This window comes from Stappia sp. G46H5W, assembly GCF_058448995.1.
The window spans coordinates 18,230-31,549 of the sequence record NZ_JBZFLL010000006.1 but is presented as its reverse complement, the minus strand read 5'-3'; the positions used below and the strand labels follow the sequence as shown (position 1 = coordinate 31,549).

General features: G+C 67.0%; 11 protein-coding genes. 4 read left to right on the top strand and 7 right to left on the bottom strand.

Annotated features, from left to right (window positions below; translation table 11 throughout):
* Positions 1 to 134: 134 nt before the first annotated feature.
* The 4 genes from ACVJ6E_RS18395 to ACVJ6E_RS18380 all read left to right on the top strand — a co-directional run bounded on the left by ACVJ6E_RS18395 (position 135) and on the right by ACVJ6E_RS18380 (position 5,647).
* Positions 135 to 1,109: a helix-turn-helix domain-containing protein gene (locus ACVJ6E_RS18395; RefSeq protein ID WP_120270698.1), complete on the top strand. Its 975-nt coding sequence runs from the start codon at positions 135 to 137 to the stop codon at positions 1,107 to 1,109.
* 150 nt (positions 1,110 to 1,259) lie between these two features.
* The gene (locus ACVJ6E_RS18390; protein ID WP_208996879.1) at positions 1,260 to 2,258 is read left to right on the top strand and encodes a hypothetical protein; all 999 of its coding nucleotides are present in this window, start codon (positions 1,260 to 1,262) and stop codon (positions 2,256 to 2,258) included.
* 141 nt (positions 2,259 to 2,399) lie between these two features.
* Entirely contained in the window at positions 2,400 to 3,086 is a 687-nt protein-coding gene (locus tag ACVJ6E_RS18385) for a hypothetical protein (protein ID WP_120270699.1), read from the top strand.
* A gap of 23 nt (positions 3,087 to 3,109) precedes the next feature.
* Entirely contained in the window at positions 3,110 to 5,647 is a 2,538-nt protein-coding gene (locus tag ACVJ6E_RS18380; RefSeq protein WP_158592755.1) for a VWA domain-containing protein, read from the top strand.
* A 219-nt stretch (positions 5,648 to 5,866) separates the two neighbouring features.
* Here the strand turns inward: ACVJ6E_RS18380 and ACVJ6E_RS18375 are convergent, their stop codons facing one another.
* From ACVJ6E_RS18375 to ACVJ6E_RS18345, 7 genes are read right to left on the bottom strand one after another with little or no spacing between them, the layout of a single operon-like run.
* Positions 5,867 to 6,856, bottom strand: a complete 990-nt coding sequence (locus ACVJ6E_RS18375; protein WP_097175424.1) for an ABC transporter ATP-binding protein — start codon at positions 6,854 to 6,856, stop codon at positions 5,867 to 5,869.
* Positions 6,853 to 7,866, bottom strand: coding sequence for an ABC transporter ATP-binding protein (locus tag ACVJ6E_RS18370; protein ID WP_067222854.1), 1,014 nt, complete (start codon positions 7,864 to 7,866; stop codon positions 6,853 to 6,855). Before ACVJ6E_RS18370 ends, ACVJ6E_RS18375 begins: the two co-directional genes overlap by 4 nt.
* Before the next feature lie 8 nt (positions 7,867 to 7,874).
* The gene (locus tag ACVJ6E_RS18365) at positions 7,875 to 8,744 is read right to left on the bottom strand and encodes an ABC transporter permease (RefSeq protein ID WP_067222851.1); all 870 of its coding nucleotides are present in this window, start codon (positions 8,742 to 8,744) and stop codon (positions 7,875 to 7,877) included.
* Entirely contained in the window at positions 8,741 to 9,682 is a 942-nt protein-coding gene (locus ACVJ6E_RS18360) for an ABC transporter permease (RefSeq protein WP_067222848.1), read from the bottom strand. The genes ACVJ6E_RS18365 and ACVJ6E_RS18360 overlap by 4 nt, the downstream gene beginning before the upstream one ends.
* A gap of 38 nt (positions 9,683 to 9,720) precedes the next feature.
* On the bottom strand, positions 9,721 to 10,398 hold the full coding sequence (locus tag ACVJ6E_RS18355; protein WP_120270701.1) for a DUF1028 domain-containing protein: 678 nt from the start codon (positions 10,396 to 10,398) through the stop codon (positions 9,721 to 9,723).
* A 24-nt stretch (positions 10,399 to 10,422) separates the two neighbouring features.
* Positions 10,423 to 11,727, bottom strand: coding sequence for an NAD(P)/FAD-dependent oxidoreductase (locus ACVJ6E_RS18350; protein WP_120270702.1), 1,305 nt, complete (start codon positions 11,725 to 11,727; stop codon positions 10,423 to 10,425).
* Positions 11,724 to 13,301, bottom strand: a complete 1,578-nt coding sequence (locus tag ACVJ6E_RS18345; RefSeq protein ID WP_120270703.1) for an ABC transporter substrate-binding protein — start codon at positions 13,299 to 13,301, stop codon at positions 11,724 to 11,726. The genes ACVJ6E_RS18350 and ACVJ6E_RS18345 overlap by 4 nt, the downstream gene beginning before the upstream one ends.
* Positions 13,302 to 13,320 lie beyond the last annotated feature (19 nt).

The window sequence follows — 13,320 nt, the reverse complement described above, 5'->3', positions numbered from 1 at the left end:
CCCGCCGCCTCCCTCGGACTGGCAGGCGCCTGCAGATCGCGGGCGCCTGCCTTTTTTTCGCAGCCCCCGCCGTCGCGCTCCCCTACGGAAGCCAGACGCTGGACAGGGCGGTCGGGCACACCTATTGGTAGAGCATGTCGGTCCTCACCCTCTCCGCCAGCGATTTCGATCCGGATGTCAGGGTGGCAGCCTTCCAGGACGCCGTTGCTTCCATGTGCCGGCTCCAGATCACCCCGGCCGACGACACCGCCTTCCACTCGCACACGACCATCGGCCTGCTGCCCGGCCTGATGACCGGCCAGACCATGCATTCGCGCTGCGGCGTGGTGCGCACCAAGGCGCTGGCGGCGGAAACCGGCGACAACGTCATGGTGCATGTGCCGCTGTCCGGCGGCTTTTCCATGTACCAGCAGGGCGGCAGCAATGTCGTGTGCACGCCCGGCTCCGTCTATCTCGACCCCAACGAGCTGCCGGGCTCGGCCGAGTTCCACGGCGAGCGCAACGACGCCTTCTACCTGTCGATCCCGCGCGCCTTTCTCGCCTCCGCCGGCACCAGTCTCAACGGTGCCCTGCGGGAGGTGCAGCCGGTGACGCCGCAATGGCGGCTGCTGCTGCGCTACGCCCGCTCGCTGCACGAGGAACTGGCGCTCCTGCCGGCCGAAGAGGTCGCCACCTGCTCCAGCCACATCCACGACCTGACGATCATGGCGATGGGCGCCTCGCGCGAGGCCGAGGAGATCGCCAAGGGGCGCGGCGTGCGCGCCGCCCGGCTCAAGGCGATCAAGGCCGACATCGAGCAGAACCTCGTCTCGCCGCGCCTCGGCAGCGAGTGGATCGCCGCGCGCCATTCCATCTCGCCGCGCTACATCCGCTCTCTGTTTGCCGGCGAAGGAACGAGCTTTCGCGACTATGTCGCCCAGCGCCGGCTGCTGCTGGCCCATCGGCGCCTGTGCGATCCGGCCCAGAGCATGCTCGGCATCAGCGAGATCGCGCTGTCCTCCGGCTTCAGCGACCTGTCCTGGTTCAACGCCAGCTTCCGCCGCGCCTTCGGCCAGACGCCGAAAGAGGTCCGCGCCGCCGCGCTCGCCGCCGCCTTCGCCGCGAATTGAGGCCATCGCCGGCGACCGGTGCTGTGCCGCCTGGCCCGCATCCGCTACCGCCGGCCCCAAGAGCGCGGCCTGCGAAGCGGCTACCTTCGCTTCGCGCCCGGCACGCGAGCGCTGCGATTCACGACCACATCAGCTGCGGGAGACCCTTGAATGTGGGATTTCAGTATTGGCCGGTCGCTCGGCCTGATGGCGAAGACCGCGCCCTTCATCATCTTGCGGATGGTGGTCTATTTCGGCATCGCCTGCGCCTATGTGATCGTCACCGGCACGGGCGCCGGCATCGGCTGGGGCATCGGCGGCTTCGGTGACGAGGAGTTCCGCGCCAGCTCGACCCTGTGGGGCGGCGTCGCCGGGTTCGGCCTGACGGCCGGCATCCTCTATCTCCTGCGCGAATACATTCTCTATGTGGTCAAGGCCGGGCACATCGCCGTGCTGGTCGAGCTCATCGACGGCAAGCAGATGCCGGACGGCCAGGGCCAGATCGCCCATGCCCGGCAGGTGGTGACCGCCCGCTTCGCCGAGGCGAGCGTGCTTTTCGCCATCGACCAGCTGGTCAAGGGCGTGCTCGCCGCCGTGACCGGATTGATCCAGGGCATCGCCTCCTTCCTGCCCATTCCCGGCGTCCAGCAGATCATGGGGCTGGTGCGCGCCTTCCTGCGCATCGCCATCGGCCTCGTCGACGAGGTGATCCTGGCCCATGCGATCCGCACCCGCAGCGACAATCCCTGGGCCTCCGCCCGCACCGCCCTGGTGCTCTACGGCCAGAATGCCGGGCGGATGATGAAGAACGCCGCCGTGCTGACCTTCATCGTCTACGGCCTGTCGTTCCTGGTGTTCCTGGTCATGCTCGCCCCGGCCGCGGCGGTCGTCTACATGATCCCCGGCGCCTGGTCGGCGGGCGGCATCGTCTTCGCGCTGATCTTCGCCTGGGCGGTCAAGGCCGCCCTGATCGAGCCCTTCGCCATCGCCTGCATGATGCAGGTCTTCTTCAAGGTCACCGCCGGCCAGACGCCCGATCCCGCCTGGGACGCCAAGCTGTCGCAGGTGTCGAAGAAGTTCGACGCCATCAAGCAGAAGAGCGGGTTGTGGTCGCCGGCACCGTCCTCCGCCCCGCCCGCCGAGCCGGGACCGGCACAGCCGCAGGCCTGAGCGCGGCAGCAACCGCATACGAACATCGCTTTTGGTCCGGCTCAATCCGGCATTTGCCTTTTAGGTTGGCAAAGCAGGGACGCAACTGTCGGAACCGGACCGCAAACGGGGGCGTACCATCCCACCCGAAGGATCCATGAAATGATTTCCAGATCACGTCTTGCCTGCGGCGGCATCGCAGCCCTCGCCCTGCTTGCGGCGACCGCCGCCCAGGCACAGTCCGCCCCCCAGGTCGCGCCGCAGGCCGACTTCGTGTTCGACACGCTCGGGCCAGCCGCCTGCGAAATGCCGCCGCCCGGCTTCGACATCTCGCAGTTCCGCAACTTTGTGGAGACCAAGCCCGACGCTCCGGTCACCAGGGGCGAGATTTCCGGCGGGCTCGCTGCCGGCTTTGCGGGCGGCGGGCTCTACGGCACGGACGCAGGCGGCGGCCTCGTCGTCGGCGTCCAGGGCATGGTGTTCGACGACGCGCCGGCCCTGACCATGCTCTGCATGGTGCTGGTCCGCCTCGGCGACAGCGACGCCACATCCGGCGCCATTGTCGGCGAGGCGGGGATGGCGGATGCGCCCGACGGCGCCTTCCTCGGCGTCTTCAAGCTGGTCCAGCGCAACGACGCGGACGTGCCCGTCACGCTGGCCACCGGCACGGTGGACGGCGGCTCTGTCTCCTTCGACCTGCGCGACGGGCTTCTCGTCGACGGATCGGTCACCGTCGAGGGCAGCTATCGGCAGCTGCCCACCGACGAGGCCGTACCCTTTTCGGCCCGCATCGCCATCCCGCGCGCCGAGAACGTGCTGCGTCCGGCCCTGAGGCTCGCCCGCGACTGAGCGGCCCCATGAGGAGGAAGATCATGACACAGTCCGGCATCCGGGCGGCACTCGCCGCCGCAACGCTCGGTGCGCTTGCCATCACGCAGGCAGCGAACGCCCAATCGTCTTCATCGCAACCCGGGCAATCCGGCAAGGCGGCCATCCTCATTCTCGATGCCTCCGGCTCGATGTGGGGCCAGCTCGACGGCGGCATCACCAAGATCGAGGTGGCGCGCGACGTGATGGGGCAATTCTTCGCCACGCGCGATGCGTCCATCCCGCTCGGCGTCATCGCCTATGGCCACAACCGGCGCGGCGACTGCTCCGACATCGAGATCATCGCCCGGCCGGGGAGCCAGGACGCCCGCGCCCTGTCGCAGCGGCTCAACCGCATCAACCCGCGCGGCATGACGCCGATTTCCGAAAGCCTGCGGATCGCTGCCCGAGAGATCCCGCCGACGGCCGAGGAGGCCGACATCATTCTGGTCACCGACGGGCTGGAGACCTGCGAAGCCGATCCTTGCGCGGTCGCCGCCCAGCTGGCGCAGGAAGGCATCAAGATCCGCGCCCATGTGGTCGGCTTCGGCCTGAGCGAGCAGGAGGCCGATGCGCTGGCCTGCGTGCCCGACCAGACCGGCGGGCAGCTGCTTCGCCCGCAGTCCGGCGCCGAGCTCACCGACGCGCTCAACCAGATCGCCGCGGCCGAACCGATGCCGGAACCAGAGCCAGAGCCGGCCGTTCAGGAGGCGTTCTTCGACATCGGCCCGAAGGCCGAGGCCGGACACACTTACCGGATTTCGTACAAGGGCACGGCGCGGCCCGTCGACTATGCGGGCTTCACCCGGCGCGGTGCGGCAGAGCCCGATGTCAGCCCGTCCTTCGGTGTGATCGGCGGCAGCGGCAACACCGGCAATAACCCGTTCACCAGGCAGGCCCCGGCGGAGCCCGGCGACTACGACCTGATCCTCTTCGTCACCGGCCAGGGCATCATCGCCCGCCAGCCGGTCGAGGTGGTTGCCGCGTCGAACGGGTTCGACCCCATCGGCTCGGTGGAGCCGGGCAAGCGGTTTCCCTTCACCTGGCGCGGTCCGGACCAGGTCCAGCAGCGCGTCGTCATCGCGCGGCCGGGCGATCCTGCCGGCACTTACCAAGGCGACTGGGGCTATTCGCTCAGCAAGAACGGGCGCATGGGCCTGAAGGCTCCGGCCGAGCCCGGCCTTTACGAACTGCGCTACCTCTCCGCCAACCAGAAGGAGATCCTGTTCTCCCGGACCTTCGGCGTCGGGGTGCCGTACGAGGACGCCGACCGCACGACCAGCACGGAGCTGGCGGAGCGCGCCTTCGCGGCAACGCAGGCGGCGCCCGGACAGGACGCGCTGCCGATGGTGCGCGCCACCTTCCGCCTGCCGGACGGCTTCCCGCCGACGCCGCTGTCCTGGTCGGCCGTGCCGCTCGATCCCGACATGAGCCCGGAAGCCTGGGCGCCGCAGTCGGACATGGTGGTCGGCGAGGGCGAGTTCGAGCCGGGCCGCTACGAGGTTTCGACCATGGGACCGGGCGAGACCGAGTTCCGCGGCGTGGTCGAGATCGTGCCGGGGCAGCCCAACGACTTCGTGATCCCGCTGGTCGGCGGCGGCGAGGCTGAGCAGAACCCGCCGGGACAGCGCGGCGATGCCGGCCCTTCGGGCGCCGGCACCCTGGCGCAGGAGAGCCAGGGCATGACCTGCCAGGCCCCGTCGGGCTGCGCCTATCACGACCCGGTGACCGGACTGGCGCTGATCCTGCCGCAGGGCTGGCAGATCGAGCCACCTTTCTTCTACGAGACCGCCGCAGGGGCGAAGGCCCGTCTTCCCTCCGCCACCCTGTTGCGGAACGCCGGCACCGAGCTGCAGCAGATCATGCTGAACCCGCGCCAGTGGATGGCCGCCAGCGGCCCCTGCACCGACACGCCGGCCGGCGGGCTGTGCCGGGTGACCAGCACGGACGTTGCCTATCTCGGCGCCTTCGAGGTGGTGCGCTCCTCGCTGCGGATCGCGACGGCAAGCGCCGCCCCGGACACGCCCGCCGTGCCGCGCAGCACCGCCTCGGTGGCAGGCGCAGGCGCGGCTGCCGGCGCCGGTGCAAGCGCAGGTGCGGGGACAGGTTCCAGCCGGGGCGGGGATATCCAGCCGCGCAACGGCCGCTGGACGGTGACGGTCGGCCAGACCGCCGTGGAGGGCTGTCCGGCGATGATCGCCGAGCAGATCCGCGGCGCCGGGTTCGAGCGCCGCTCCGGCACCCGCGAGATGACCTTCTCCGATCCGTTCCATCCCGGCCCGCTGATGGCCGAGGCGCCAAGGCAGATCGACTGGTCGCGCACCGGACCGGGTACCTGGCAGGCGACCCTGGTCGGTCAGCCGATGGGGCCGACCGGCCAGGTCGACGTGCGCCTGGAACTGACCGTCGTCTCGGAGACCGAGCTGCACGAGGTCAGCCATTTCTCGATCCAGCTTCCGGCCCCGTTGATGGCCGCGCTCGGCGGCGGCGGCAGCGGCGCCTGCACCTCGCGCACCGGGATGACGTGGACCTGGCAGGGCTGAGCCCGGCTTATCCCCGCTCTATCCCCGTTTCACCGGCCCCGTTTCCCGGGCTCTTCTTCCGCTCGCCTCCTCCGGTCCCTGGCAACAGGGGCCGGAGTTTTTGCAAGGAACGCTCCGATCCGCCGGGATTGAGAGACCGTTCTCGAAATTTCGCGATTTCGAGACGGAATTTTGCAAAATCCGTCTCGATTTTCCCAAGGCTTCCGGCGCGGGGACAGACTACACCTCGCGCCAGAAATGGCACGCCGCGCGGTGCTGCGGGGAGACCGCATCCAGCTGGGGTTCGACCTCGCGGCACGTTGCGCGAACATGGGCGCAGCGGCTGGAAAAGCTGCAACCCGGCGGCGGGTCGAGCGGGTTCGGCAGGTCGCCCTTGAGCACGATCCGGCGCGAGCGATACGTGGGATCGGGCCGCGGCACGGCGGACAGCAGCGCCTTCGTGTAGGGGTGCTTGGGCGAGGAAAAAAGCTCGTCCTTCGGTCCCTGCTCGACAATCCTGCCGAGATACATCACCGCGATCTCATGGCTGATGTAGCGCACCACGCCGAGGTCATGGGAAATGAAGACGTAGCTGACCCCGAGCTTTTCCTGAAGGTCGGTCAGAAGGTTGATGATCTGCGCCTGGATCGAGACGTCGAGCGCCGAAACCGGCTCGTCGCACACGATCAGGCTCGGGTCCACGGCAAGCGCCCGGGCAATGGCGATGCGCTGGCGCTGCCCGCCGCTGAACTGGTGGGGATAACGGTCCATCTGATAGGGCGCCAGCCCGACCAGTTCGAACAGCCGCGCAACGCGCTCGCGCACGTCCTTTCGGGTCGCGATCCTGTGGAGCAGCATCGGTTCGGCGACCAGCTGCCCGGCGGTCATCTTGGGATGCAGCGAGGAAAACGGGTCCTGGAAGACGATCTGCATCTTGCGCCGCATGGCGCGCAATGTTGCCGCCGACGCCGTGGTGACGTCGGTCCCGTCGAGGCGAACCTGGCCGCCGGTGGGCTGCTCCAGCCGCAGCAGGCTGCGCCCGAGCGTGGACTTGCCGCAACCGCTTTCTCCGACGATGGCAAAGGTCTTGCCCTTGCCGACCGTGAAGCTGACATCGTCGAGGGCCTTGACCGTCTGCGTGTCGCGGCGGAACAGGCCGCCCCCGCCGACATTGAAGTGCTTGGTCAGGTTGCGGACTTCAAGCAAGGGCGTTTCGTTTTGTGCGGTCATGCGCTCGCTCCCGGTCCGGCGTGCCAGCACGCAACCCTGTGTCCTGCCAGCTTTTCTTCGAGCGGCGGCCTTTCCGCACGGCATTTTTCGTCGCTGAAGCTGCAGCGCGGATGGAAGGCACATCCCTTCGGCCGGTCGTGCGGCGGCGGCACGGTGCCGGGAACCGGCTGAAGCCGGTGCTGCTCGCCCTCAACAGCCGGTATCGATGCGAGAAGGCCCTGGGTGTAGGGGTGGGACGGCGCGGCAAACAGGCTGTGAACCGGCGCCTGCTCGATGATGCGCCCCGCATACATGACGATCACGTCGTCGGCCATCTCGGCGATGACGCCGAGATCGTGGGAAATCAACATGATCGCGGTGCCCGACTCCGTCTTCAGCGAGCGCATCAGGTCGAGGATCTGGGCCTGGATCGTCACGTCGAGCGCCGTGGTCGGCTCGTCGGCGATGAGGACACGCGGCTCGCAGGCGAGCGCGATCGCGATCATCACCCGCTGCCGCATGCCTCCCGAAAGGCTGTGCGGGTACTCGTCGACCCGCTTTTCCGGGTTCGGGATGCCGACCTTCCGCAGCAGCTCGATGGCTTTCTGGCGCGCCGCGGCCGAGCTGAGCGAGGAATGGGCCCGCAGCGCTTCGCCGATCTGGTAGCCGACCGTGTAGACCGGGTTCAGGCTGGTCATCGGCTCCTGAAAGATCATCGAGATGCGGTTGCCGCGCACCTGCTCCATCTGCTTGTCGGACAGCGGAACCAGATCGCTTCCGTCGAGCAGGACCTGCCCCTCGGCGATCTTGGCCGGCGGGGTGGGGATAAGCTTCATGATCCCGAGCGACAGCATGCTTTTTCCGCAGCCGGACTCGCCGACGATGCCGAGCGTCCTGCCTTCATGGACCTGGAAGCTGGCCCCGTCGACGATCGGGGATACCATCTTGCCCGTCACGAGCTCGATGGTGAAATCCCGGATGTCGAGAACGGGCGCGGCCGCGGCACCGGGACTATCTGCATGGTTGGTCATGGTCGTCCTCAGCTTCGCAGGCGCGGGTCGAGAATGTCGCGCAATGAATCCCCGAGAATGTTCATCGACAGGACAAGGAAGAAGATCACGAAGCTCGGGATCAGCGTCACATGGGGGGCAAAGAAGAAAAAGCCGATGCCCTGCGCCGCCATGGTGCCGAGCTCCGGGGCGGGAGGCTGCGTTCCAAGGCCGAGAAAGCTGAGCGAGGCGCCCAGCAGGATCGCCTGGCCGAGCCGCAGGGTCAGGAACACCACGATCGTGGAGATGCAGTTGGGCAGGACGTAGCGCCAGAGCAGGGCCCAGTCGTTCAGCCCGATGGCGCGGCCGCTGCTGACGTAGTCGTGGGCCAGCGCCATCAGCGCGGCACCGCGTGCAATGCGCGCGACCAGCGGCGTCGTCGACACAGACAGGGCGATGATGACGGCAGTGGTTCCCGAACCGATGATCGCGGCGATGGCGAGGCCGAACAGGATTGCCGGAAACGAGAGGATCACATCCATCAACCGCATCAGGATGGTGTCCGCCTTCGGGTAGAAGCCGGCCACCAGGCCGATCACCGTACCGACGGTTCCGCCGACGAAAATCGCCGAGAAACCCAGCAGGATCGTCACCCTGAGGCCGTAGAGGCTGCGGCTGAAGATGTCGCGCCCCTGGCCGTCGGTGCCGAACAGGTGCTCAAGGGACGGTGCCTTGAGCACCTTCATCATGTCGATTGCGAGGGGATCGTACGGCGCGATCCAGTGCGCCAGGACAGCCCCGAGAAACAGCGCCGACAGCGTGGCAAGGGCAATGCACGATACCGGGTCGCGGCCGAGCGACACCAGCAGGTGGCGCCCTGGAAAGCCCGCCGCAGTTTCGGAAGAGATGGGAGACGTCATTTCGCTTGCACCCTTGGGTCGAGCACTGCGTAGAGCAGATCAACGATAAGGTTCATGGCGATAAAGCCGAGGGAAAGCGCAATGATTGCGCCCTGCGCGACGGGTATGTCGTTGGCGACGATGGCTCCTACGGCAAGCCGTCCGACGCCTGGCCAGGAGAAAATCGTCTCGGTGACGATGGCCCCGCCGAGCAGATAGCCGATCTGCAGGCCGACAAGCGTCGTCACGGGGATCAGCGCGTTGCGCAACCCATGGCGAAACGTCACGACGCGTTCGCTCAAGCCCTTGGCCCGGGCCGTTCGCACATGGTCGGCCTTCAGCGTTTCCAGCATCGACGTGCGGGTCATGCGCGCCACGGGCCCGATGAAGATCAGCCCGAGGCAGACGGAGGGAAGGACCGCGTGCCGAAAGCCGTCCAGCGTCCACAACGGGCCGCCGCGCCCGGTGAAGGGCAGCAACTGCAGCTTGTAGCCGAACACCCACAGCAGGATCATGCCGATCAGGAAGACCGGCAGCGAAACGCCGGCGACCGATCCGCCCATGATCACCCGGTCCCAGATCGTTCCGCGCCGCGAGGCCGCCAGAACACCGAGCAGGATCGCCGTCGGAAGAGCCCAGACCAGGCAAAGCACGACGAGTTCAAGCGTGGCGCCGAAGGCCCGCGACAGCTCGTCCGCGACGGACATGTTGTTGACGAGCGACGTGCCGAGGTCGCCCGTCAGGACGTTCCCGACATAGCGCAGGAATTGCTCCCACAAGGGTCGGTCGAGCCCCATTTCCGTTCGGATCTGGGCGATGACCTCGGCACTTGCCGCCGGCCCAGCGCGCACCGTCGCCGGGTCGGAAGGCACGAGGTTCAGCAATGTGAACCCGATCACCAACACCCCGAGAGTGACCGGAACAGCCAGCACCAGGCGTTGAAAAGCGTATCTCAGCATGCGTGTGGTCTCCCGGACACTCTATGGCGACCAAGCGCTCAGGTCGGCTCGGTGGCGCGGACCGACGGCTTCACGTCGTTGGGACGCAGCACCTGGGTGATGAAATGCTGGGTCTGCGGCTTGTAGGTCTCCCACAGCGCGCGCAGCTTCTTTTCAGGGCTCGGCGCGTAGTCGACGCGCAGGTCGACAAGCGGCCAGTCCTGCTCGTCGACGATGAGAAGCGCTGCCGAATACAGCGGCTGCGTCTCGCCGCCGGCGGCAAGCCCCGCATCGATGGCCGCCAGAAGTCGCTCCGCAAACTCCAGATCCAGCGATGCCTCATAGGCCTTTACCATGGCCTTCGGCACGTCCGCATTGGCGATGACATTCCCCGTCGAGACGCAGTTCCGGCCCTGATAGCCCGAATTGATGGACGGGATTTTCGGGCCGCAATAAAAGGCCGTTCCGCCGTTCCTGTCGATGGCTGCGACCTGGCGCTGGTCGGGGAACTCGCTTTCGTCGATGAGGCGCTTGACGGTCTCCTCGGCGCTCAGGCCCTGTTCGAGCAGGTCCAGCCCCTTGGGCCCGAGCCGGATGTCGCTGCGGTGCTGGGAGGTGACGGCCCCCACCTTGGCGCGCGCCCACGGGCAACGATTGCCAACCGCGATCGAGGATGTGGTGATCCCGATCCCGAACATGCCTGTCGCTTCGTCGCGGGCGATGAGAGAAAAAGTCATTTCGTCGCTTCCTGTGTGGTCGGTCTATCTGTTGAGCAGTGCGCGCAGCCGGTCGTCGATCCCCATCGCGGTGGCGATCACGGGCATGAACCAGGCATTGCCGCGGTAGAAGGGTGGCGCCTTGAAAGCGTTGCCGTTGAAGGCGCATGGCGCGTCGTCGCCGTTGGCGAGCCTGGCAATCCGCATCCCCAGATACGAGGCCATGACGACGCCCGAGCCATTGCAGCCGGTCACGTAGTGAACGCCGTCATGCACGCCGATATGCGGGACGCGATCCATGGTGAAGGCGACGTTTCCTTCCCATGCGTGGCTCGCCTTCAAGGGCGGCAGATCGGGCAGAACCTGGCGGAGAACGGCCATGAGCCGCGTCGCGATGTGCCGCGCGTCGAAATTGTTTCTCGACAGGGCCCTGCCGCCGACCAGAAGCCGGCGCCCGTCGGGGCTCTTGCGGATCGCATAGGCGAGGCTGCGCGTATCGTTCACCAGGCTTTCGGTCGGCAGCAGGGCGTCGATGACGGAGGCCTCGAGCGGTTCCGTCGCAACCATATGGCTGCCGACCGGGATCACCCGCCGGCGAAACCATGAAAACGCGGTATCGGTATAGGCGTTCGTCGCCAGAACGACGGTCGCGGCCTTGATGTGCCCTCGCGCCGTGCGGACAACGAAACCCGGGCCGGCCCTGTCGACCCCGACCACCGGCGTGTGCGCCACCAGCGCCACCCCTCGCCGGGCGGCGCCGGCCAGCAGCCCTTCATGATAGCGGGCCGGATGGACGCCGCCGTCATCGGGCAGAAGAAGCGCGCCGTGGTAGAGCGGCGTGCGGACGTGTGATTGCAGCTGGTCCTTTTCGAGCACCTGCGAACGGATGTCGAATGTCGCCAGGGTTTCGCTCTGCCGGCGGATGCCGGCCAGGTCCTTTTCGGTCCAGGCGCAGATCAGACGCCCCGACTGCCTGAGGTCGCATTCGACGCCTTCGTCCGGGACGAAGTTCAAGAACCAGCTATAGGCCCCGGACGTCTCCTCGAGAAGCTCGCGCGCCTTTGCAGGTCCGAAGCGGCGCGACAGCACCGGGAAGGACTGGCGCAAGCGGCCGCCGATCATGCCGACGCTGCGGCTGCTGGCGCCGAAGCCGAGACTTCTGGCCTCCAGGACGGTTACCGAGCGCCCCTGTCGCGCAAGCTCGATGGCGCAGGACAGGCCGGCATAACCAGACCCGACAACGACGACATCGGTTTCGTCGGGAAGGGGATGCTCCGCGGCACCGCGCCGCGGAGCATCCTCCCACCAGTATGGCTCCGGCTTGAAATCAGCCGACAGCGCATCGCTCATTTCACGACCTCAATGTCGAGGCCCTTGTAGAGCGCACTGTTGTAGATGCCATGCACCCGGACGCCCTTGACCCTGTCGGTGGAGAACAGGAACAGCTTCTCGTGAACCAGAGGGATCACCAGGGCTTCCTCGACGATGGTCTTCTGGATCGCGGCGTAGGCAGCGCTTTTTTCTTCGGCCGACAGAGCGGTCTGGCCCTTTTCCAGCTGAGCGTCGGTTTCCGCGCTGTCCCAGTGGAACCGGTTCGGAGCGGGGATATTGTCGGACTGGAAGACCATCAGCGCCTCGCCGGCCGTCGCATAGGGCGCAAAGAGCGCATATCCGTCGAAGTCCGGGGAACTGTTGATCTGCGCCATGGCCGCGGCCGGCTCGACCAGCTGGAGCTGCAGATCGATGCCGACCTGCTTCATGTAGCCCTGGATGGCCTCGAGGCGCGAGCGCCAGCCCGATGTTCCGGCCGCAAGAATGCCGGGAGCCAGACGCTTGCCGTCCTTGTAGCGGAAGCCATCATCCGCCAGTTTCCAGCCGGCTTCGTCCAGCAGCGCACGGGCCTTGTCGGGATCGTAGGAGGCCTGGTACTCGCCCGAATAGTCGATCGTCTTCGGGCTGATCAGCGTCGTTGCCGGCGTTGCCTGGCCGAACCACATGCTGGCCGCCAGCGCTTCCCGGTCGACGGCGTGGTTCATGGCCTGGCGAACGCGGCGGTCGCTGGTCATCTCGCGGAACGGACGCAGACCGAGATAGGCGGAGTAGTTGGAAACGCGCGGCTCGGCGATCGTTAGGTTGGGCGCGGCCCGCAACTGCTCGATGGCCCATTCGGGCATCACATAGGAGATGTCGCCGGCGCCCGTCTGCAGGGAGGCCAGGATCGCGCCTTCTTCCGGAACGACCTTCCAGATCACGGAGGCGACCAGCGCAGGCCCGGTATTGTCGTAGAATTCCGGCCCCCAGGTATAGGCATCGTGCCGCGTCAGCTTGAAGTGATCGCGCGGCATCCATGCCGACCAGCAGAACGGCCCCGTGCCGTTCAGGCCCTTGACGCCGAAGTCGGCACCGAGCTTTTCGACGTCGTCCTTGTCGATGATCGCACCGAAGCTCTGCGCAAGATGAAGCAGCAGCTCATTGTGCGGGCGCTCGAGCGTGTAGCGCACCGTGTGGTCGTCGGCCGCCACGATCTCCTTGACCTCGCCGAGGCGCCAGGCCGTGGGAGAACGCGTCGCGGGGTCGAGCAGGCGGTTGAAGGAATAGACGACGTCGGCAGCGGTCAGCTTCTTGCCGTTGCAGAAGGCAACATCGTCGCGCAGGTGAAAGGTGTATTCGAGCCCGTCTTCCGACACGTCCCACGACTTGGCGAGCAGCGGGTGCAGCGTTTGCTGGTCGTCTTCCACCGACACCAGCGTGTCGGTCATCATGAACAGGACTTCCGCGGCCCCTCGCCCGGTGACCTTGTGAGGATCGAAGCCGACGGAGTCGTTGCGAACGAGCACCGTGACCGAATTTTCCGCGAGAGCACCGGTCGCCAGTGCAAGGACCGAGGCGGTCACCCCCAGTGTAAACAGGCCGATTTTCTTCATATCGTTCCCCTCTTTTTCG